Annotated in this window: 17 protein-coding genes and 2 pseudogenes; 5 read left to right on the top strand and 14 right to left on the bottom strand. The window is 72.8% G+C overall.

Translation table 11 applies throughout. The features are described 5' to 3' along the window. Positions 1-419: 419 nt before the first annotated feature. The 3 genes from AC068Z_RS18075 to AC068Z_RS18065 all read right to left on the bottom strand — a co-directional run bounded on the left by AC068Z_RS18075 (position 420) and on the right by AC068Z_RS18065 (position 3,956). Positions 420-2,111, bottom strand: coding sequence for a hypothetical protein (locus tag AC068Z_RS18075; RefSeq protein WP_478556274.1), 1,692 nt, complete (start codon positions 2,109-2,111; stop codon positions 420-422). Positions 2,112-2,175: 64 nt separating this feature from the next. After that, a complete protein-coding gene (locus tag AC068Z_RS18070) occupies positions 2,176-3,381 on the bottom strand; it encodes an MFS transporter (RefSeq protein WP_478556272.1) in 1,206 nt (401 codons plus the stop codon). Further along, entirely contained in the window at positions 3,378-3,956 is a 579-nt protein-coding gene (locus AC068Z_RS18065; RefSeq protein ID WP_478556368.1) for a helix-turn-helix domain-containing protein, read from the bottom strand. The genes AC068Z_RS18070 and AC068Z_RS18065 overlap by 4 nt, the downstream gene beginning before the upstream one ends. Before the next feature lie 7 nt (positions 3,957-3,963). Between AC068Z_RS18065 and AC068Z_RS18060 the strand changes: the two genes are divergently transcribed. Beyond that, positions 3,964-4,482, top strand: a complete 519-nt coding sequence (locus tag AC068Z_RS18060; protein WP_478556270.1) for an N-acetyltransferase family protein — start codon at positions 3,964-3,966, stop codon at positions 4,480-4,482. Positions 4,483-4,539: 57 nt separating this feature from the next. Beyond that, positions 4,540-5,058 (top strand): SMI1/KNR4 family protein, encoded by a 519-nt coding sequence (locus tag AC068Z_RS18055; protein ID WP_478556268.1) that lies wholly within the window; start codon positions 4,540-4,542, stop codon positions 5,056-5,058. Positions 5,059-5,071: 13 nt separating this feature from the next. Here AC068Z_RS18055 and AC068Z_RS18050 read toward each other — a convergent pair whose 3' ends face one another. The 9 genes and pseudogenes from AC068Z_RS18050 to pgm form a co-directional block, all read right to left on the bottom strand. Further along, positions 5,072-6,340, bottom strand: coding sequence for a PQQ-binding-like beta-propeller repeat protein (locus AC068Z_RS18050; RefSeq protein ID WP_478556266.1), 1,269 nt, complete (start codon positions 6,338-6,340; stop codon positions 5,072-5,074). Positions 6,341-6,442: 102 nt separating this feature from the next. Continuing rightward, a complete protein-coding gene (locus tag AC068Z_RS18045) occupies positions 6,443-7,207 on the bottom strand; it encodes a class I SAM-dependent methyltransferase (protein WP_478556264.1) in 765 nt (254 codons plus the stop codon). Positions 7,208-7,219: 12 nt separating this feature from the next. Further along, on the bottom strand, positions 7,220-9,706 hold the full coding sequence (locus tag AC068Z_RS18040) for a hypothetical protein (protein ID WP_478556262.1): 2,487 nt from the start codon (positions 9,704-9,706) through the stop codon (positions 7,220-7,222). Beyond that, positions 9,699-10,037, bottom strand: a complete 339-nt coding sequence (locus AC068Z_RS18035) for an STAS domain-containing protein (RefSeq protein WP_478556366.1) — start codon at positions 10,035-10,037, stop codon at positions 9,699-9,701. Before AC068Z_RS18035 ends, AC068Z_RS18040 begins: the two co-directional genes overlap by 8 nt. Before the next feature lie 159 nt (positions 10,038-10,196). Beyond that, a pseudogene (locus tag AC068Z_RS18030) lies at positions 10,197-10,520 on the bottom strand (STAS domain-containing protein); the annotation flags it as partial. 87 nt (positions 10,521-10,607) lie between these two features. Further along, entirely contained in the window at positions 10,608-10,934 is a 327-nt protein-coding gene (locus tag AC068Z_RS18025) for an STAS domain-containing protein (protein WP_478556364.1), read from the bottom strand. A 150-nt stretch (positions 10,935-11,084) separates the two neighbouring features. After that, positions 11,085-11,396, bottom strand: a pseudogene (locus tag AC068Z_RS18020) (STAS domain-containing protein); the annotation flags it as partial. A 60-nt stretch (positions 11,397-11,456) separates the two neighbouring features. Next, complete coding sequence (locus AC068Z_RS18015) at positions 11,457-12,020, bottom strand: hypothetical protein (protein ID WP_478556260.1); 564 nt, start codon at positions 12,018-12,020, stop codon at positions 11,457-11,459. Between the two features lies 1 nt (position 12,021). Next, complete coding sequence (pgm, locus tag AC068Z_RS18010; protein WP_478556258.1) at positions 12,022-13,662, bottom strand: phosphoglucomutase (alpha-D-glucose-1,6-bisphosphate-dependent); 1,641 nt, start codon at positions 13,660-13,662, stop codon at positions 12,022-12,024. Positions 13,663-13,807: 145 nt separating this feature from the next. On the opposite strand from pgm, the gene AC068Z_RS18005 reads away from it, so the two are divergent. Then, the gene (locus tag AC068Z_RS18005; RefSeq protein ID WP_478556256.1) at positions 13,808-14,443 is read left to right on the top strand and encodes a class I SAM-dependent methyltransferase; all 636 of its coding nucleotides are present in this window, start codon (positions 13,808-13,810) and stop codon (positions 14,441-14,443) included. Here AC068Z_RS18005 and AC068Z_RS18000 read toward each other — a convergent pair. After that, the gene (locus AC068Z_RS18000; protein WP_478556254.1) at positions 14,440-17,814 is read right to left on the bottom strand and encodes a pyruvate carboxylase; all 3,375 of its coding nucleotides are present in this window, start codon (positions 17,812-17,814) and stop codon (positions 14,440-14,442) included. The two genes, AC068Z_RS18005 and AC068Z_RS18000, sit on opposite strands and share 4 nt — an antisense overlap. 219 nt (positions 17,815-18,033) lie before the next feature. On the opposite strand from AC068Z_RS18000, the gene AC068Z_RS17995 reads away from it, so the two are divergent. Continuing rightward, positions 18,034-18,690 (top strand): hypothetical protein, encoded by a 657-nt coding sequence (locus AC068Z_RS17995; protein ID WP_478556252.1) that lies wholly within the window; start codon positions 18,034-18,036, stop codon positions 18,688-18,690. Positions 18,691-18,745: 55 nt separating this feature from the next. Continuing rightward, complete coding sequence (locus AC068Z_RS17990; protein ID WP_478556250.1) at positions 18,746-19,483, top strand: DUF1775 domain-containing protein; 738 nt, start codon at positions 18,746-18,748, stop codon at positions 19,481-19,483. Here AC068Z_RS17990 and AC068Z_RS17985 read toward each other — a convergent pair. Beyond that, positions 19,480-20,547: a hypothetical protein gene (locus AC068Z_RS17985; RefSeq protein ID WP_478556248.1), complete on the bottom strand. Its 1,068-nt coding sequence runs from the start codon at positions 20,545-20,547 to the stop codon at positions 19,480-19,482. The genes AC068Z_RS17990 and AC068Z_RS17985 overlap by 4 nt on opposite strands. Positions 20,548-20,592: the final 45 nt, after the last annotated feature.

The raw sequence follows: 20,592 nt of genomic DNA, 5'->3' as shown, positions 1-20,592 counted from the left end.
GGGCTACGAGCCAGCAGGCCCCGGCCCGGTGGGCTACGAGCCAGCAGGCCCCGGGCCGGTGGGCTTCAGGCCCATGCGCCCCGGGCCGGTGGGCTACGAGCCAGCAGGCCCCGGCCCGGTGGGCTACGAGCCAGCAGGCCCCGGCCCGGTGGGCTACGAGCCAGCAGGCCCCGGGCCGGTGGGCTTCAGGCCCATGCGCCCCGGGCCGGTGGGCTTCAGGCCCATGCGCCCCGGGCCGGTGGGCTACGGGCCAATGGGCCTTCGGGCGGTGCTGCTTCGGCCGGTTGTGCTTCGGGATGTCGGCGGCCTTGCGGGGGTGGATGGGCGGCCCTCCTTCGTCCGGGGCGGCGACGGTTTCGCCGGTACGACGTCACCGTGCCACGCCCGGGAGGACCCCGACCATCGGGGACAACACCCATCTAATCGCCCGCGCAGCAGTCCCCCTTCGCCCCCTCCGCCGCCTTCTCCGGCTTCTCCAGGCGGCAGAAGCACGACGACTCGATCGGTACGTCCGCCAACGCGGCCGCGATCCGCAGCTGTTGGGCGATGATGCCCGCCTCGGCATCCTTGCCCTGGCGCATCAGGCACTCGTGGAGTCCGTGCAACGCCCATACGTTGCCGGGGTGCTGGCAGGCCCGTGGGAGGGTGCCGTCCAGGCCTAGGTCGGCCCGGTAGACCGCCTCGGCCTCGGCGACCCGGCCCTGTTCCAGCAGCAGGGCACCGTAGGCGTGCCGGGCGGGCTGCATCCAGCCCCAGGGTTCGTCGTAGGGGAGGTTGTCGTCGAGCTCGATCGAGCGTTCCAGCGCGGCGAAGGCGGCCTCGAACCGGCCCTTGCGGTACTCCAGTTCGCCCTCCAGCATCGCCGCGGCGATGGCGAGGATGTCGGCGCAGGTGTTGTTGAACAGCATCCGGGTCTCCGGGACCCGGGTGGCGGCCTCCTGGAACAGCCGCTGCTCCGCCTCGGCCTCGGGAACACGGCCGAGGGCGGAGAGGGCGACGCCACGCGCGTAATGGAGCATCGCGGTCGTCATGCAGTACAGCTCGGGGTCGGCGGGCAGCGGCAGTTCGAGGATGTCCGACCAGCGTCCGAAGCGGATCAGGACGTGGACGCGCATGGCGAGGAACGCCTCCAGCCAGTCGGCCATCGGCGGGCTCTCCACCCGCAGCAGGTCCTCCGGCACGGCCGCCTCGAGCTGGTCGGCGGTCTCCAGCGCGACCCGCGACTGGCCTAGGAACATCGCGCCGTAGATCCTGAAGTGGTAGTTGTGCGCGCGGTACAGCGTGTAGAAGTTCATCGCGCCGGAGCGCTCGCGGACCTTCTCGTCGGCGAGGATCGCGTTCGTGTTGTCCGAGACCACCCGCCGGTAGTCCCCGCACAGCACCTCCAGGTGCGAGGGCATGTGGTGCAGGTGCCCGGCGGCGGGCACGAGCCCGCGCAGCCGGTCCGCGGCGGTCAGGGCCACCTCGGGTGTCGGCGACATCTCCATCAGGTGGACGTACATGTGCAGGACGCCCGGGTGGAGCCGGCCCTGCGGGGAGTCCAGGACGCGCTCCAGCACCTCTCGGGCCTCGACCGTCCGGGCCCCCTCGGCCGGCTCGCCGGTGCGCAGGTCCCACAGCTGCCAGGGCGTGAGGTTCATCAGCGCGTCGGCGTAGAGGGTCGCGATGTCCGGGTCGTCGGGGGCGAGTCGGTGGACGGCGTGCATGGCGTCGGCGTAGGGCGCGTTCCACACCGAGCAGTCCTCGACGGCCTTCGCCTGCGGGTAGCGGGCGCGCAGGGCGCCGATGAGGGCCTGTTCCACGGGGGTGCAGCCGGCCGCCTTGGCGTGGGCGGCCTCGACGGCGTCGTGGGTGCGCTCGACGGTCCGGATCAGGTCCCGCTCGTCGAAGAACTCCCAGGGCTTGTTGTAGTTCGGGCCGAGCGCGTAGGCGATGCCCCAGTGGGCCATGGCGCAGTCGGGATCGGCCGCGGCGGCCCGCTGGAAGCACTCGACGGCCTCCTCGTGATGGAAGCCGTAGGTCCAGGTCAGCCCGCGGTCGAACCAGAGCTGCGCCTCGGGCGATGCGGTCGTGACGGTCCGGCCGTGCGGGCCGAGGTCGTAGTACTCCACGGGTGTCTCCTGACGCCGACTCGTAATCAGGATTCTTCCGGAGTTTCCCAGGCTTGCCCCGACTCTAACGTTTTTGTCTCACTCGTACGAGGGGTTCGGCGGCGCGGGCCAGGAGTGCGGCCCCGGCCAGCGCGCCCACGGCGACGAGCGTGGTACCGCGCATGCCGATGCCGTCGACCAGCGGCCCGGCGAGCGCGGTGCCCAGGGCTCCGACGGCGAAGTAGGAGACGAGGTACGCGCCACTCAGGCTGCCGGAGTTGGCGGGGTCGATGCCCATGACGAGGCTCTGGTTGGCGGCCTGCGCGACGAAGCAGCCCGCGTCGAACACGGCCAGCCCCACGGCGATGGCGAGGACGCTGTCCGGGGCGAGGGCGATGAGCAGGGTGCCGCTCGCGGCGACGGTGACGGCGGCGGTCATCACGGCGTGCGGGCTGCGGCGGTCCACCAGGCGCCCGGTGAAGGGCAGCACGGCGAAGCCGAGTACTCCGGCCAGGCCGAACAGTCCGATGGCGGTGGGGTCGAGGGAGTGCGGTGGCCGGGCGAGGGCGAGGGCGAGGCCGACCCAGAGCAGGGTGAAGGCGAAGTACCACAGGCCCCCGGTGGCGATGGCGCGCCGGAGCCTCGCCTCGCGCAGGGGGAGGGTGGGCAGCGCGGCGAGGGCGGCGCGGTAGGAGGCACGGGCGTCGGGTCGGGTGCGGGGCAGCAGGGTCGCGGCCGTACCGGCGCCGAGCAGGGCCAGGGCGGCGCAGACCAGGAGCATCGCGCGCCAGCCGAGGAGGTCGGTGAGGGCGCCGCCGACCAGGCGGCTGAGCAGGATGCCCGCGGACAGGCCGGTCGCCACCAGCGCGACCGCGGCTCCGCGTCGGCCGGGCGCGGCCAGGCGTCCCGCGATGACGCTCGCCTGGGCGGCGACCGACGCGGCGGCGCCGATGAGGAGATGTGCTGCCACCAGCACGGCCGCGTCGGACGCGGTGGCGGCGAGGACGAGGCCGGCGGCGAGGGCGGTGAAGTGGGCGGCGACCAGACGGTGGGGGGCGAGGCGGTCGGCCAGGGGCAGCAGCAGGGCGAACCCGGTCATCGAGCCGGCCAGTGCGGCGGAGGGTACGAGGCTGATGGCGGAGAGCGGGACGTCCAGGTCGGCGGCGACGACCGTGAGGGCGGGCTGGAGGGTGTAGTTGTCGGCTATCGCGGTGCCGGCCAGGGCGGCGAGCAGGGCGGTCGTGCCGCGGCGGAGGGGCCTGGTCGCGGCCGGGCCGGGTGTCGCGGTCACGGCCGGCCGGTCCGGCTGAGGACCACGGCGTAACGGCACGCGGTGTCATCGGAGTTGACGAAGACGCGCGGTGCGGGATCGCCGAGTTCGATGATGTCCCCGGGGCCGAGCTCGTGCATGCTGTCGCCGTCGTGGAAGGTCAGCCGCCCCTCGAGCACCCAGACGAGCTGGCGGAGGAAGGCGAAGGCGGCGGCGGGGTAGGGCACACGTGCCCCGGGCGGCAGATGGATCTCGGCGATCTCGGCGGGGAAGCGCGGCGAGGTGATCTGGCGTCGCCGGTAGCCGGTCTCGGGGTCGGTCCACTCGACGTCGTCGCCCCGCCGCCGTACGCCCTGCGGCCTTTCCTCGACGGGGGCCTCCTCGGCCACGGCGAGCAGGGAGGCCACGCTGAGCTGGAAGGCCGCGGACAGCTTGCCCAGCACGACAGCCGTGGGGTTGCTCTCGCCGCGCTCGATCCGGTTGATCATCGCCCGGGACACGCCGGAGGCGTCCGCGAGCTGGGCGAGCGTCCAGCGGCGCCGCTCGCGCTCCGCCCGGATCCGGGTGGCGATCCGCTCGACCAGAGGATCTATCATATTGGACATGATTCCAATATACGAGAAACGAGGGGGCGTGACGGTCCGCGCGGCCCGGCCGGAGGACGCCGAGGCCGTGGTCGCGATCCGCAACCACGCCGTCGAGCACTCGACCGCGCTGTGGACGCAGGTGCCGCACTCCCCCGCCGAGGGCCGGGCCTGGTTCGCCGACCATCTCGACCGGCGCTCGGCGCTCGTGGCGGAGGTGGCGGGAGAGATCGCGGGCTTCGCGGCGTACGCGCCGTGGCGGACCCTGGAGGGCTACCGCCACACCGTGGAGGACTCCGTCTACGTCCGCGACGAGCACCACGGCCTCGGCATCGGCGGCGCCCTGCTCACCGCGCTGATCGAGTCGGCCCGCGCCACCGGGCAGCACAGCATGATCGCCGGCATCGAGTCGGGGAACACCGCGTCGGTACGGCTGCACGAGCGCCGGGGCTTCGAGCACGTCGGCACCGTCCGGGAGGCCGGGACCAAGTTCGGCCGCTGGTTCGACCTCACGCTGATGCAGCTGCGGCTCGGCTGAGCCCGTTGTCAGTGGCGCCCCGTAGTCTTCTGCGCGGTACTTGGCGATGGGGGATGTATGGCGACGCTCGACAACATCAAGGCACTGCTGGGTGAGCCCGGGTTCAACTGGTCCGATCCGGAACCCTGGGCCCGGCTGGAGGAGGAACTGGGAGTGTCGTTTCCTTCCGACTTCCGGGCCGTCACCGACGCCTACGGTCCCGTCCTGATCAACAAGCAGGTGTACCTGGACCACCCGGGCCACCCGGTAAGGAACCTGGGGGGCCACATCAAGGAACAGCTCGAGTTCTATGGCGAAGAGGGTTCGGCGGACTTCCTGACCAGCGCACCGGGTTCCGGCCCCGGCGACCTGCTGCCGGTCGCGACGACCTCGACCGCGGAGGACATCTTCCTCCGCATACCCGAGGAGCCCTCGGGACCCTGGGCCGTGGGTGTGCAGGAGTGGGACAGCTTCGGCTTCGCGCTGTACGAGATGTCGTTCGGCGAGTGGCTCCTGGCGTATCTCAGGGGCGAGGACATGACCGTGCACGCTCACCGCCTCGCCCCCGACGGGCCGTTCTGCGAGCCGCTGGTCTGAGCCGCGCGGAGCTCTAGCCGATGGCCCGATGGGCCTCGATCGCGCCGAGTGACGTCGGGAACAGCCCGGCGTACTCGTTCACCTCGAACGGCGCCTCCCCGGCGCCCGAGGCCGTGTCCTCACCCGTCCGCGCGTCGAGGACCACGAAGCCGTTCTCGGTCTCCCCGTACACGGAGCCGTGGAAGACCGTGGCGATGTCGGGCATGAGCCGGCTCTCGTCGTCGCCGTCGATGGCCCACAGCTCGGTCCAGTTCTCGGGGTCGAGGGCGACGACCCGCTCGTCGTACTCCTCCCCGACCTCACACAGGACGGCGGAACGCCCGCCGAACCAGCAGGACAGCTCGTCCGGTCGGCCGAGTGCCTTGCTGGACAGGAGTCCGGCGGGCTGCTTGCCGGTGGAGGTGGCGAGCAGCGCGGCGACATCGCTCCCGGTCTCGTAGGACGCGTCGACCTCGGCCGTGAACAGCCCGCCGCCGACCGGGTTCAGCTCGGCCTGGTCGAGCCGGTCCAGATACGTCCAGGCCTTGCTGCCGTCACCCGCCTTGCGGCCTTCCACGGTGGCCTCGCCGCCGAGGTCGCCGTCGGCGCCGCCGCGTCCGACGACGATGCCGCTGTCGACGAACGAGGCGTGGAAGCCCTTCTCGGTCCAGGCCGTCTTGCGGGTGAGGAACGAGACGCCGACGGTCACGGCATCCCTCTCGTCACCGAAGGTGAGCACCGCGGTGGTGGAGTCGGCCCCGGCGAAGTACGGGTCGCCCTCCTCGTGCCCCTCGGGCCGCTCCAGCGTGCTGGACCACAGCCGCTCGCCGGAGTCGGCGGCGACGGCGGTGAGTTCGACGAGCGTCCGGTCGGGGGTGGTGCCGGAGCCGGACTCGATGACGGAGAAGGCGGCGAGTACGGCGGGCTGCCCGTCGATCTCGACGAGGTGCGGCCCCGCGATCACGTCGGTGCCGTAGTCGGTGTCCCGGTCGAGCTGCCCCTCGGCCGTCACGCTCCACAGCGGTTCGCCGTCGAGCACGCTCACCGCCCGCAGCTCCTCGTCGGAGACGGCGTACGCCGTGGTGCCCTTGAGCTCGACGGACCAGTTCCCGTCACTGAGGCCGCCCGCGATCTCGTGCCCGGGCAGGTCCTGGAACTTCAGCGGAGGATCGTAGGCCTTGACGGCGGCGGTCGTGCTCTTGCCACCGCCCGTGGGAGCCTCAGCTTCGCCCTGACTCCCGCTTCCACCGCCGTCCCCACCCCCGCACGCCGTCACAAGCCCCAGCACGAGCCCGACAGGCACGACGAAACGACCCCTGCGCGTCAGTGGACGCATGTGAACTCCCCCGTGGAATCACTCAGTTACAGACCAGAGCCGGTCAGGACTCGACCGAACTCGTCTTGATCATGCCACCTTCGCGGTACAGATGTCGGTCACGAGCAGCCGGTACCCGACGTCGATGGATTCGAGCGTCGGCAGCTCGGGGTATCGCGCATCCCAACGGCCGGTCACCAGGTCGGAGGCGAGCCGGGTCAGTCCCGGCGCGAGGGCGTCCTCGCCGGTCTGGGCCAGCATGGAGATCCCCGCGCGCACCCCGGGGTTGAGGTAGGCATGGGGGCGGCGCCAGAACGCGGCGCCGAAACCGTCGACGCAGTCGTGGGGAACGCGGACCGGTTCCTGACGTCCCCCGCCGAGCAGGTCGAGCAGCGCCTCCACCGGGCGGGCATGGGTTTCGGCGAACGCGGCAGCCTCCGGCAGGTAGTCGCGCACGAGCCAGAACCGCTCGCGGAACACGCGCTGATCCCAAGTGAGGACGACGATGCGCCGGCGGGCGACCCTGCGCAGTTCTTTGATCCCGGCCGCCAGGTCGGTCCAGTGGTGGACGGTCAGCAGGGCCATGACGGCATCGGCGGCGTCGTCCGGCACCGGGAGGTGCTCGGCGAGGGCCTGCACGGCGGGCGCGGCCCCCGACGGCCGCTGGGAGATCATGACCTGGCTGGGTTCGACCGCGAGAACCGTCCGCGCCGGTTCGTAAGAACCCGTCCCCGCACCTACGTTGATCACGTCCGCGGCGTCCCCGAGGGCGGCGTGGATCTGCGCGGCGATCCGGGGATCGGTCTGCCGTGTGCGGGCGTAGTGGGCGCCGAGCGCGTCGTAGGTGGCGGCCATGCCGGTCTCCTCTCAGTCCTGCGGCGGAAGTCCCTTGCTGCGGAGCCGCTCCACCATCTGCGCCGAAGCCGGACGCGGCGCCTTGGCCGCCAGGGCGGACAGGAGGCCTTCCCAGGCGTCGGGGAGGCCGGCGTCCACGGCGGAGCGGTAAGCGGCGCAAGCCTCGACTGTCCGGCTCTGTTCCAGGTAGAGGGCGCCCAGCGCGGCGTACGCCTCCGTGTCGCCGGCCTCGCAGCCGCGGAGGTAGGCGCGTTCGGCGGCGGCGGTGTCGCCGCGTGCTTCCCGGACACGCCCCAGGGCGGTCCAGGCGTCGGAAGCACCCAGAGCACTCGCTCTGTACACCGCGCGCCGGGAGCCCGCCCGATCTCCCGCCCGTTCCCGCATCCGGGACAACGCGGCCCAGGCCGCCGGTGAGCCGCGGTCGGCGGCCAGGTCGGCGGCACGTTCCGCGCCTTCGGTGTTCCCGGCGCGTTCGCGGGCGCGGGCCAGCGTGATCCATGCCTCGACGTCACCGGCGCGGGCCGCCTCCGTCGCGGCATGGGCGGCGCCGGTGTCGTCGCCGCGCTCCTGACGTGCCTCGGCCAGGGCGGTCCAAGCCTCCGGATCTCCCATGCGCACGGCCTGTGCGGCGGCTTCCTCGGCGGCGGCACCGTCGCCCTCCGACTCGGCGAGCAGGGCGAGTTCGCGCCAGGCGGCGCCGACTCCGAGGGCGGCGGCCTCGCGGTGTGCGGCGGCGGCACCGGACAAGTCGCCTTCGGAGCACCGTAGTTGAGCCAGCAGGGACCAGCCTTCAGGGTTTCCGGCATCCGCGCCGCCGGTGGCCGCCGTCACGGCGGACGCGGGGTCGCCGAGCGCCCAGTGCAGTCGTACGAGCAAAGCCCACGCGGCAGTTATCCCCGTCCGCGCGGCCCGGCCCGCGTGCTCCACGGCTTCGGTGAGATCGCCGGAGCGCTCCGCGACCTGCGCGAGCCCCATGTGTCCCCACCCGTCGCCGACACTGACGGCCTGCTCGAACGCCTTGGCCGCGGAGGGGCCGTGGGCCGCGCGCATCCGGCCGAGCGTGCGCCAGGCGAGGGGCTGGCCGGCGCTCGCTGCCAGGGCCGCGACGGCGTCCGCTGCGGCCGGATCGCCCTCGGTTTCGCGGAGCCGGGCCATGGCCGACCAGGCCCAGGCGTCCCCCGCTTCGGCTGCGCGTCGGTAGGCGTCGTAGGCAGCAGATCTGTCCCCGTGGTTCTCCCTGGACACGGCGAGCGCCGCCCACGCGCCGGGGTCCGTGGCGGCGGTCTCCTCGGCGGCGGCCGGACCGTCGGTGGTCTCGCGCAGGACGGCCCAGGCGGCACGCGCTCGGTCGTGGTTGTGCTGGACCGCGTTCTCGTACAGGGCGGCGGCGCAGGCGTAGCGGCGGCGCTGTTCGGCCGCGCGTGCGAAGGCGTAGAGGTCATCGGGGGTGCGGGCCCAGGCCGCTCCGGTCCAGAACTCGGCCGGTGGTGCGCGGTGTGCCCGGACTCGGCGGATGTGCTGTTCCAGATAGTCGTCCGGACGGTAGCTGTCGGGGTCGCCGACACCCGGTCCGTGCCGTTCCGCGATCAGCGGCGCGGGGCCGCGTCCCGTGGCGGTCAGCGCGCTGACGGCCGCGGGGAACCACTCCTTACCTGCGGTGGCTCGGGCGCCGGAGTCCATGAACCCGGCGGCGGCCTCCATCAGCAGCCGTGCCGGTACGGCGCTGGCGTGACCGAGCCTGCGTGCCTCGACGGCGGCGGTGAGCACGGCGTGTTCGGGCGCGGTGAACCACTGATCGGGGCCCATCTCCCAGCGGCGCACCAGCTCCGGTCCACCGGTGAGGTGTTGGAGCACACGGTTGCCGGCGCCCGCGGCACGTACGGCGGAGGCCAGGCGCGGGTCGCGGGCCGCGGCGGCGGCGACGTCGGGAGTATCGGCGGGCAGGGTGTCCGGCACGGCGATCCTGGCATGCCGACCGGTCAACAATGCTCGCGTGTAAGGGGTATCGCCCTCGGCGCCCTGACTGTTCTCCGTGAGCCGCCGCAGGTGCTCCGGCCACAGGGTGCCCACGACGGCGAGCGGGGCCACCTGGTCTAGGAGCCGCCCCAGCGCCCGAGCGGCCCGTTCGCCCGAGGCGCCGTGCAGATAGCGCTGGGTCTCGTCGAGCCACAGGACCGTACGGGGGCCGATCTCCGCCGCGATCAGCTCCTCCCCGTCCGCCGGGTGCACCACGGGCCAGTCGGGCAGAACCGCCGCCACCGCCTCATAGGCGGCCCGGGTCTTTCCGCTCGCGGAACGCCCCACCAGCAGTACGAACACGGCGTCGCTCGATGCCGCCGTGCGGGCCAGCCGCCGGCGCAGCGTCTCGTCGTGCGGGCGCGGCAGATACTCCGTCAACGGCAGATCGGCGCCGCTGTCGGGCCCGGGTGCGGGATGAACTCCCAGTCGTACGGGGTCCCATTGGGCTGCGGTGCGCCGACCGCCCGCGCTGTCAGACATGTGCTGTGGGCACCTGACGCCCGACGAACTCGACCGCGGAATCCACCGTGTCGAACTTGGGGAACACATGGGACAGTCCGGTGATCAGGAACGCCTTTTCCACTCGCGCTTCCGGTACGACCACGGCCAGCACACCGCCGTGCGGACGGAGGCGCTTCAGACAGCCGATCAGCACCCCGAGCCCGGTCGAGTCGATGAGGTCGACGGAGGTCAGATCCACGATCAGGAAGTACCGTCCTCGGTTCACCAGATCGACGAGCACCTTACGCAGGACCGGCGCCGTGTAGACGGTGATCTCCGGCTCCTCACTCAGGACACTCACCAGCGTGATGTCCTCGGAGAGATGCTCGTACGTGAAATCGCCCGAGACGACGACGCCTTGCTCCAGTGGCCGCCGCTTGAGGGCGGCGCGCTCCGCGATGGCCGCGCGTCGCTGTTCGACGCTCTCCTTCGCGTAGGCGGCGGTGATCGCCGCCACCGCGCTCGATTCGTCGGTGTGGACGCGGAAGACCCTGGTCAGCTGTGACTTGGTCAAGATGGTGCGCACCCGCTCGTTCGCTGTGGCCAACGCGAGCGTCCCGCCCTCGAAGTGCACCCGCTTCAGCCCTCCGACCAGCACGCCCAGACCGGTACCGTCGATGTCGTCCAGGGCACTCAGATCGACGACGAAGAGCAGCCGCCCGTCCCCGGCCAACCGCACCAGCAACTCGCGCAGTTCGGGTACCCAGTCACTGTCGCGCGCCACCCGCACGACAGTGATGCCGCCGGATTGGTCCTCGTACGACACCTTCTGCTGCACCGGATCCCCCTTCATCTCGGCACCGCGGATCTTATCGGCCCGGGACCAACCGCACAGGGTGAGCGCCGTGCGGGCTGCTCCTCGCCCGGCTGGCTCTCGGCGTCAGGCATGCAAGCCGGGTGCCTCCCGGCCGATGTGTTCGACAGCGGGGTCCACGGTGTCGAAGAGGGGGAACACCTTGGTCAGCCCAGTGATCCGAAAAGCCTTCGAGATCTGCAGAGCGGGCACAACCAACACGACGGAGCCGTGGTGGGCGCGGACTCTCTTCAGACATCCGACGAACACGCCCAGCGCAGTCGAGTCGAGCCATCCGACGTCGGTCAAGTCCAGAACCAGGAAGTACCGTCCCTGGTTCACCAGGTCGACGAGCAAGTTGCGCAGGGGCGGTGCGGTGTACACGTCAAGATCGCCGAGTGGCTGCCCGGCCATGACCCTCACCAGCGTGACATCCTCGGAGAGGTGTTCGTACGTGTGGCCGCCCGATGCGACGTGATTCTTGTTCGCTTCGCGGCAGTGGCGCACGTACTCCTCGCTCCCCTCCTCGTATTCGGCAGCGACCCCCTTGACCGCGTTCTCCACGGTGTCGTGGGCGCGGATGATCCTGTACAGGCCGGTGTCGGCCAACAGAGCGTGCCAGCCCGCGCTCGTCACGACCAGGGAGATCGCCCCGCCTTTGAAGCACACCCACTTCAGGTCCTCGACCAGCCCGCCCGCACCCCTGCTGTCGACGTGATCGATCCCGCTGAGGTCGACGACGAATTGCGACCGCCGCTTCTCGACCAGCTTCAGCATCCCTGTGCGCAACCCCGATGCGGAACTGGCGTCCCACGCCTCGCCATCGCTTGCCAGTCGCACGACTGTGACGCCGTCGGACCTGTCCTCGTACGACACCTTCAATGGCACCGGGCACCCCTCATCTCGGGCACTGCGGATCTTATCGGCCGACACGCGCTACGCAGGCGTCAGCGCCACCCGAGCAGCCTCCAGGAACTCCCGCTGTGCGAGGGAGTGTCGGCTCCCGGGAGCCGTGGCGGCGAGGGCGCCGCGCAGGGTCTCCGCTGCCGCGGCCACCGAGTCCGGCCCTTCCAGCCGTACGACGTTCAGCGCTTCCGCGACCGGGCCCATCGCGGCGTCGTACTCCCGCCGCCGCGGCGCCTCCTCCGCCGTACCGATCGCGCTCTGCCAGGCCTGTAGCGCCTGTTGGGCGCTGTCCGTCCGACTCAGGTACGTCACGTACGCCGCCCGCCGCACCTCCCGCTGGTTCGCCAGCGTCTGTTCGGTCAGCGTCCGGCGGGCCACGTCCAGTTGGGCCGTGGCCTGGAGTTGGCCCGCGTCCCAGGCGGCGGCCGCCTGCTGGCGGCCCGCCTCCCAGGCCGCCGCGGCCTGCCGCTCGCCCGCCGCCCACGCCGCCGCGGCCTGGCGCTTGGCGGCGGCCAGGGCGAACCAGCCGGTCAGCGCACCGCCGCCGATCGCGGCCCCGGCGGCGATCAGCGCCGTCACCACCGCGTCATCCACGTCAGCCGCCCAGCGCCCCAAGCACCACCGACCGAGCCTCCTCCTGGACCCGGGCCAGATGGTCCGCCCCGAGGAAGGACTCCCCGTAGATCTTGTACACGTCCTCCGTGCCCGAAGGGCGCGCCGCGAACCAGGCGTTGGCCGTGGACACCTTGATGCCGCCGAGGGCCGCGCCGTTGCCCGGTGCTTCCGTCAGTACCGACGTCACGGGTTCCCCGGCGAGCGTGTCGGCCGTCACCTGTTGCGGGGACAGCTTGGCCAGCAACGCCTTCTCCTCGCGGGTCGCGGGGGCGTCCACGCGGGCGTACGCCGGGGCGCCGAAGCGGTCCGTGAGCTCGGCGTAGTGCTGGGACGGCGTCCTGCCCGTGACCGCGGTGATCTCGGAGGCGAGCAGCGCCAGGATGATGCCGTCCTTGTCGGTCGTCCACACCGAGCCGTCCCGGCGCAGGAAGGACGCGCCCGCCGACTCCTCGCCGCCGAAGCCGAGCGTGCCGTCGGACAGGCCGTCCACGAACCACTTGAAGCCGACCGGGACTTCGACCAGCCGTCGGTCCACGTCCGCCGCCACCCGGTCGATCATGCTCGACGAGACCAGGGTCTTGCCGACCCCCGCGCCCGCCGGCCAGTCCCGCCGGTGCGCGAACAGGTACGAGATCGCCACCGCCAGGTAGTGGTTGGGGTTCATCAGGCCACCGTCCGGAGTGACGATGCCGTGGCGGTCGGCGTCGGCGTCGTTGCCCGTCGCGATGTCGTAGCGGTCGCGCTGTTCGATCAGCGAGGCCATGGCGTACGGCGAGGAGCAGTCCATGCGGATCTTGCCGTCCCAGTCCAGCGTCATGAAGCGCCAGGCGGGGTCGGTGAGCGGGTTGACGACCGTCAGGTCCAGGCCGTGCTCTTCCGCGATACGGCCCCAGTACGCCACCGAGGCACCGCCCAGCGGGTCCGCGCCGATGCGCACTCCGGCGGACCGGATCGCCTCCAGGTCCAGGACCTGCGGCAGGTCGGCGACGTACGTGCCGAGGAAGTCGTAGCGGCCGGTGCCGGGAGCCGTCAGGGCGCGGGCGTACGGGATACGGCGTACGTCCTTCATGCCGCCCGTGATGATCTCGTTGGCGCGGTCCTGGATCCACGACGTCGCCTCGGAGCCGGCCGGGCCGCCGCTCGGCGGGTTGTACTTGAAGCCCCCGTCGGCGGGCGGGTTGTGCGAGGGGGTGACCACCACGCCGTCGGCCAGGCCCGAGGTGCGGCCGCGGTTGTGGGTGAGGATGGCGTGCGAGACCGCCGGAGTCGGCGTGTACCCGTCCGCCTCGTCGATCAGGACGGTCACCCCGTTCGCCGCGAACACCTCCAGGGCCGTCACCCTGGCCGGCTCCGACAGCGCGTGGGTGTCGGCGCCGAGGAACAGGGGGCCGTCGGTGCCCTGGGCGGTGCGGTACTCGCAGATGGCCTGGCTGGTGGCCGCGATGTGGTCCTCGTTGAAGGCCGCCGCCAGGGCCGAGCCGCGGTGGCCCGAGGTGCCGAACGCCACCCGCTGCCCGGGCTCGGCCGGGTCGGGGTGCAGCGCGTAGTACGCCGTGACCAGGCGGGCCACATCGATGAGGTCCTCGGGCCCGGCGACCTGACCCGCTCGCTCGTGCTGCATCTCCCGGCTCCTCCGCAAGGTTCGACCGTCGGTTGGGCCCTCATTCTCCCCTGCCCGGGGCCCGCGGACGCGCACCGGGCCGTCGTTGTGGTCCGCGTGCGCCGGGTGCGACGATGCGGGCCGACGAGCGATAGGGAGACCCGCCGTGCCGCACGAGGACCAACGCCCGCCCGCCGCCGCCCTGTTCGACGTGCTGGGCGCCGACTACGAGAAGGCGTTCGCGCACGCCCCCGCGCATCTGGCCGCGCTGGAGTGGCTGAGCGAGCGGTTGCCGCCGGCCGCGCGGACGCTGGACGTGGGCAGCGGAACCGGGCGGCCCACCGCGGCGGTGCTCACCGCTGCCGGGCACTCGGTGCTGGGCGTCGACGTCTCCCCCGTCATGGTGGAACTCGCCGCCCGCCAGGTCCCCGAGGCCGAGTTCCGCCATGCCGACATCCGCGAACTGCCCCTCGACGACGACCGTTTCGACGGCGTCTGCGTGTTCTTCTCGCTGCTCCAGATGAACCGCGCCGAGCAGTCGAGCCTCATGTGGCGGCTCGCTCGGGCCCTCAAGCCCGGCGGGCACCTGGTCCTGGCCACCGTGCCGGCCGACGTGGAGGACGTCGAGGTCGTCTTCATGGGCCGCCCGGTCCGCGCGACCAGCTTCGCCGAGGACGACCTCACGTACATGGTCGAGGCGGCGGGGCTGACGGTGCTGTCGCGGAACAGCACCCTCTTCACCCCGGACCACCCCGGAGCGGGGCCGGAGCCCCACCTGTTCCTGTACTGCCGTCGGGACTAGGAGATCTCCACCAGCAGGTCGCCGCCCTCGACCTGCTGGATACGGTTCACGGCGAGCCGGGAGACCGTGCCGTCCTTGGCGGCCGTGATCGAGGCCTCCATCTTCATCGCCTCGATGGTCGCGACCGTCGCCCCGGCCGCCACCTGGTCGCCCTCGGCGACGGCGAGGGTCACCACGCCCGCGAACGGGGCCGCCACATGGCCGGGGTTGGCGCGGTCGGCCTTCTCGGTGGCCGGGACGTCCGAGGCCACCGAGCGGTCGCGGACCTGGATGGGCCGCAACTGGCCGTTCAGCGAGGACATCACCGTCCGCATGCCGCGCTCGTCGGCCTCGCCGACCGCCTGGAGCTCGATCAGCAGCCGCACCCCGGGTTCGAGGTCGATGGCGTACTCCTTGGCCTGGCGCAGGCCGTAGAAGAAGTCCTTGCTGTCCAGGACGCTGGTGTCGCCGTAGCTCTGGCGGTGTGCCTCGAACTCGCGGGTGGGGCCGGGGAAGAGCAACCGGTTGAGGGTGGTCCGGCGGTCCTTGACCAGACCCCCGCGGTCGTCGGCGGACAGTTCCGCGGGCGGCTTGGCCTCGGCCCGGCCGCGCAGCGCCTTCGTACGGAAGGGCTCGGGCCAGCCGCCGGGCGGGGTGCCCAGTTCGCCGCGGAGGAAGCCGATGACGGAGTCGGGGATGTCGAAGCGGTCGGGCTCGGCCTCGAAGTCCGCCGGGGACACGCCCGCGCCCACGAGGTGGAGCGCGAGGTCGCCGACGACCTTCGACGACGGGGTGACCTTGACCAGCCGGCCCAGCATGCGGTCGGCGGCGGCGTACATGGCCTCGATGTCCTCGAAGCGGTCGCCGAGGCCGAGCGCGATGGCCTGGGTGCGCAGGTTGGACAGCTGTCCGCCGGGGATCTCGTGGTGGTAGACGCGCCCGGTCGGCGCGGGCAGTCCGGCCTCGAAGGGGGCGTAGACCTTGCGGACGCTCTCCCAGTACGGCTCCAGGTCGCCGATCGCCTGGATGTCGAGGCCGGTCGGGCGGGCGGAGTGGTCGGTGGCGGCGACGATCGCCGACAGGGACGGCTGCGAGGTGCTGCCCGCCATCGACGCCACGGCTCCGTCGACGGCGTCCGCTCCGGCCTGGACGGCGGCGAGGTAGGTGGCGAGCTGGCCGCCCGCGGTGTCGTGGGTGTGCAGATGCACCGGCAGGTCGAACTCGCGGCGCAGCGCCGCTACGAGGGTGGCGGCGGCCGGGGCCCGCAGCAGTCCGGCCATGTCCTTGACGGCCAGGATGTGGGCGCCCGCGTCGACGATCTTCTCGGCGAGGCGCAGGTAGTAGTCGAGGGTGTACAGCCGCTCGTTCGGGTCGGACAGGTCGGAGGTGTAGCAGAGGGCCACCTCGGCGACGGCGGTTCCGGTCTGGCGTACGGCGTCGATGGCGGGGCGCATCTGGTCGACGTCGTTGAGGGCGTCGAAGATGCGGAAGATGTCGATGCCGGTGGCCGCGGCCTCCTGCACGAAGTGGTCGGTGACCTCGGTCGGGTACGGGGTGTAGCCGACGGTGTTGCGGCCGCGCAGCAGCATCTGGAGGCAGATGTTGGGCACCGCCTCGCGCAGGGCGGCCAGCCGTTCCCAGGGGTCCTCGGCGAGGAAGCGCAGGGCGACGTCGTAGGTCGCGCCGCCCCAGCACTCCAGGGAGAGCAGCTCGGGCAGGGTGCGGGCGACGACCGGGGCGACGGCGAGCATGTCCTTGGTGCGGACCCGGGTGGCGAGCAGCGACTGGTGGGCGTCGCGGAAGGTGGTGTCGGTGACGCCGATGGTGGGTGCCTCGCGCAGGGCGCGGGCGAAGCCCTCGGGACCGAGCTCGACGAGCCGCTGCCGGGAGCCCGCCGGGGGCAGTCCCTCGGGCACCGGGGGCAGCTTGGCCATCGGGTCGGCCAGGTCGGGCCGTTCGCCGTGCGGCCGGTTGACGGTGACGTCGGCCAGGTAGGTCAGCAGCTTGGTGCCGCGGTCGGCGGAGTGGCGGGCGGTGAGCAGATGCGGGCGCTGCTCGATGAAGGAGGTGGTGACCCGGCCCGCCTGGAAGTCCGGGTCGTCCAGGACCGCCTGGAGGAAGGGGATGTTGGTGGCGACCCCGCGGATGCGGAACTCGGCGACGGCGCGCCGGGCCCGGCCCACCGCGGCGGCGAAGTCCCGCCCCCGGCAGGTCAGCTTGACCAGCATGGAGTCGAAGTGGGCGCTGATCTCGGTGCCGGCGTGGGTGGTGCCGCCGTCCAGCCGGATGCCGGAGCCGCCCGGTGAGCGGTAGGCGCTGATCCGGCCGGTGTCGGGGCGGAAGCCGTTGGCGGGGTCCTCGGTGGTGATACGGCACTGCAGGGCCGCGCCGCGCAGGGTGATCGTCTCCTGGGCGAGCCCGAGGTCGGCGAGGCTCTCGCCGGCGGCGATGCGCAGCTGGGCCTGGACGAGGTCGACGTCGGTGACCTCTTCGGTGACCGTGTGCTCGACCTGGATGCGCGGGTTCATCTCGATGAAGACGTGGTTGCCCTCGCGGTCGAGGAGGAACTCCACGGTGCCCGCGTTGCGGTAGCCGATCTGCCGGGCGAAGCGGACGGCGTCGGCGCAGATGCGGTCGCGCAGGGCCGGGTCGAGGTTGGGGGCGGGGGCGAGCTCGATCACCTTCTGGTGGCGGCGCTGCACCGAGCAGTCCCGCTCGAAGAGGTGGATGACGTTGCCGTCGCCGTCGGCGAGGATCTGCACCTCGATGTGCCGGGGCTCGACGACGGCCTTCTCCAGGAAGACGGTCGGGTCGCCGAAGGCGGAGGCGGCCTCGCGGGAGGCGGCCTCGATGGACTCCCGGAGCTGGGCGGGGTCCTCGACGCGGCGCATCCCGCGTCCGCCGCCGCCCGCGACGGCCTTCACGAAGACGGGGAAGCCGATGTCGTCGGCGGCGCGGACGAGTTCGTCGACGTCGTTGGAGGGAGCGGAGGAGCCGAGGACGGGCACGCCGGCCTCGCGGGCGGCGGCCACCGCGCGGGCCTTGTTGCCGGTCAGCTCCAGGATGTCGGCGCCGGGGCCGACGAAGGTGATGCCCGCGGCCTCGCAGGCACGGGCCAGTTCGGGGTTCTCGGAGAGGAATCCGTAGCCGGGGTAGACGGCGTCCGCGCCCGCCCGCTGGGCCGCGGCGACGATCTCGTCGACGGAGAGGTAGGCGCGCACCGGGTGACCGGGCTCGCCGATCTCGTACGCCTCGTCGGCCTTCAGCCGGTGCAATGAGTTGCGGTCCTCGTGCGGGAAGACGGCGACGGTGCGCGCGCCCAGCTCATAACCCGCGCGAAACGCCCGAATCGCGATCTCGCCACGGTTGGCGACCAGCACCTTGCGGAACATTCGTGATCCCTTCGCCTGCCGGTGAGAGCCCCCATGGTGTCGGCCACACCCGGCCCACGCCATGTGAACCTGGCCACGGCCGGGCCTGACACACGTCCGCTTCACTCTGGCGGCCCGGCCTCGGGCGCGTCTCGGGCCCGGCGGCCAGGAACCCTCCGGCACCGACTTTGCGGGAGCCGCCTGCCTTCCGGGCCTGTCATGGCCGATGATGGGCGGGCCATGAACCAGCCCAGCAGCCCATGTCCCCCGTCGCGGCCCGCGCCGCTGCGCGTGACGCGGGCCGGGGTGTTCACGGTGGCCGGGACCGTGCTCGGGGTGTACGCGCATGAGCTGGCCGCCGACGGCGCGGTGCCGTGGCGGCAGGCGGCCGCGGCGGCCGTCGTTCTCTTCGGCGTCGGGCTCGCCGGTGCGCGCCGTCCGCGCTCGCTCGGCACGGTGGTGGGCACGTGCGGTGTCGCGCAGACGGCGCTGCACCTGTGGCTGTCGGCCGCGCACGCGCACCGCGCCGGACCGGTCGCGGCAGGGCACGTCCACCACGGCACGACGGCCGGCCGCCCCTGGCACGAGCAGGTGCACGCCTCTCCCGCGATGACCGCCGTGCACGCGGTCGCCGCCCTCGTGGTCGCGGTGCTCCTGCACCGCGCGGACGCGGCCTGCTGGACGCTGGCCCGCGGTCTGACCTCGGCGGTCGACGCCGTACGGACGCGGATCGCCACCGCGCGGGCGTTGGGCCGGGAGCACGCGGCCACCCTCACGACCGTAGGACCGGCATGGGTCCTGGCGCTGACCGGACCGCCGCCGCCGAAGACGGCGGTGCTCGCGGACGTGGTGGTACGGCGGGGTCCTCCCCGGTGCGGGACCGCACTCGCCAACTGACCGCACCGGAGCGGCGTCTGGTCCGCTCCGCGTTCCCCCACGCCCGGAGACTCACATGTTCCGTACCACCACCGCGCGGCGCCTGTCCCTCACCACCGCCGCCCTGACGGCCACCGCGGCCGTCCTCCTCACCGCCGGTTCCGCCGCCGCCCATGTCGAGGTCGAGTCCGAACAGGCCCAGGCCCTCGCCGAGAACGTCCGCATCGAGTTCACCGCCGAGTCGGAGTCCGCCACGGCCGGGATCACCGAGCTGCGGATCGTCCTGCCCAAGGGCATCGCTCCCGAGGACGTGACCTACGACGAGGGGCCCACGGGCTGGGAGTTCACCGCCGAGGACGACGGCTACACCGTCAAGGGCCCGGCCGTCGCGGTGGGTGACGACGCCGCGCACTCCGTCGTCGTGCGCCAGCTGCCCGACGCGAAGGAGCTGGTGTTCAAGACGCTCCAGACCTACGGCGACGGCAAGGTCGACCGCTGGATCGAGGTGGGCGAGTCCGGCGGCGACGGGCACGGACACGGGCACGGCAACGAGGCGCCCGTGCTCCAGCTCAAGGCCGCGGCGCCGGGCGCGAAGCCGGTCAGCCCCTCACCGAGCGCGCCGGAGTCCCCCTCGCCGACTCCGACCCCGACCCCCGAGGCGTCCACCCCGTCGTCCTCCCCCGCCGCCTCGGCGACCGAGGACGAGGACAGCGGCCTGTCGGCGGGCGCCTGGACGGGCATCATCGTGGCCGTCCTCCTCGTGGCCGGCGGCGCCCTGTACTTCATGCGCCGCCGCTCCGACACCGCGGCCTAGTCGCCGCCGCCCCCTCCGCCCCCTCCGCCGCCGTCGCCGCCGCCCCCGTCGCCCCCTCCGGAGTCGCCGCCGTCCCCGCCGTCCGCGCCCCAGCCGTCGGAACCGCCGGACTCGTTGTCCTCGCGGCCTTGGCCGAGGTTGCTGAACCAGGCGCGGTCCCACCACTCGTCGGGGGCGATCGGCTCGGCGGTCTGCGACCGGCGCCGCTCCTTGCGGAAGCGGGCCGAGCCCGTCGTGTCGCCGATGCCGAAGGCGACGGCGATGGCGTGGGCGATGACGGCGTCCAGCGGGTCGGTGCTCTCGTGCCGCACGGGCGACAGCGGTATCAGGACGGTGCCCGGTTCGGGCACCGGCCGGCCGCGCGGGCGGGTCAGCAGGGCGACCGGGCGGTCGTCCCGCAGCAGCCGGGAGCTCTTCGCGTCCTCCCGCCGCAGCACCCAGTGCTGCCCGGGCAGCCGGATCTCCGTCTGCCGCTTGGACTTGCGGATCGTCCGCTTGAGGACGACCTGGGCCGAGACGTCACCGACCGTCAGCAGCAGCCCCTGCGCGGGATCCGCGCCCTCGCCCCGGAAGCCGTACGGCGCCCGGATCCGCACGACGGGAGCGTGCGGCCCCCAGACGTCGACCCGCACCAGGTGCCGGTCCACGGCGACGGCGATCGGCCCGGCGGGACCCTGGGCGAACCGGCGCGCGATCCACAGCGGCACGCCCTCGGCGCGGGCCCGGGCCGCCAGCGCGGCCACGTGCTCCGGGCCGCCGCAGTGCCGTACCGCCAACTCGCCCAGGGTGCGGGCGAAATCGGCGGCCTGCCGGACCTTCCAGGGCCTGGTGGTGCCGGTGATCCGGGTCACCGGGACGGCGCCCGGTCCGTCCGGCAGCGATCCGAGCGGGCGTTCCGTGCCGCCACCGCCGAGCCAGTACCCGCGCTGGTACGCGTCGGCCATGGCGGCGAGGTTCAACTCGCCGAGCGGCATGCTCCGGCCGCCCCTGCGCAGCCCGCCGTCGGTCAGCTCCGTACGTGTCAGCGGATTCCACGACCGCTCGCCATAGAGCAACTGGCTCACCACAACCCCCATGTTCGCGCGGCCCTGCCACAAGCCTCTCCCTCA

Source organism: Streptomyces sp. NPDC043726 (genome assembly GCF_056436565.1).
Note: the sequence above shows the minus strand (reverse complement) of the source record. Positions and strands in the feature narration are given on the sequence as shown.

Coding starts and splice junctions, on each gene's coding strand:
- AC068Z_RS18065 (WP_478556368.1), bottom strand. CDS start 3,956: ATGATAGATCCTCTGGTCGAGCGGATCGCCACCCGGATCCGGGCGGAG.
- AC068Z_RS18060 (WP_478556270.1), top strand. CDS start 3,964: ATGATTCCAATATACGAGAAACGAGGGGGCGTGACGGTCCGCGCGGCC.
- AC068Z_RS18055 (WP_478556268.1), top strand. CDS start 4,540: ATGGCGACGCTCGACAACATCAAGGCACTGCTGGGTGAGCCCGGGTTC.
- AC068Z_RS18045 (WP_478556264.1), bottom strand. CDS start 7,207: ATGGCCGCCACCTACGACGCGCTCGGCGCCCACTACGCCCGCACACGG.
- AC068Z_RS18040 (WP_478556262.1), bottom strand. CDS start 9,706: ATGTCTGACAGCGCGGGCGGTCGGCGCACCGCAGCCCAATGGGACCCC.
- AC068Z_RS18025 (WP_478556364.1), bottom strand. CDS start 10,934: ATGGCCGGGCAGCCACTCGGCGATCTTGACGTGTACACCGCACCGCCC.
- pgm (WP_478556258.1), bottom strand. CDS start 13,662: ATGCAGCACGAGCGAGCGGGTCAGGTCGCCGGGCCCGAGGACCTCATC.
- AC068Z_RS18000 (WP_478556254.1), bottom strand. CDS start 17,814: ATGTTCCGCAAGGTGCTGGTCGCCAACCGTGGCGAGATCGCGATTCGG.
- AC068Z_RS17995 (WP_478556252.1), top strand. CDS start 18,034: ATGAACCAGCCCAGCAGCCCATGTCCCCCGTCGCGGCCCGCGCCGCTG.
- AC068Z_RS17990 (WP_478556250.1), top strand. CDS start 18,746: ATGTTCCGTACCACCACCGCGCGGCGCCTGTCCCTCACCACCGCCGCC.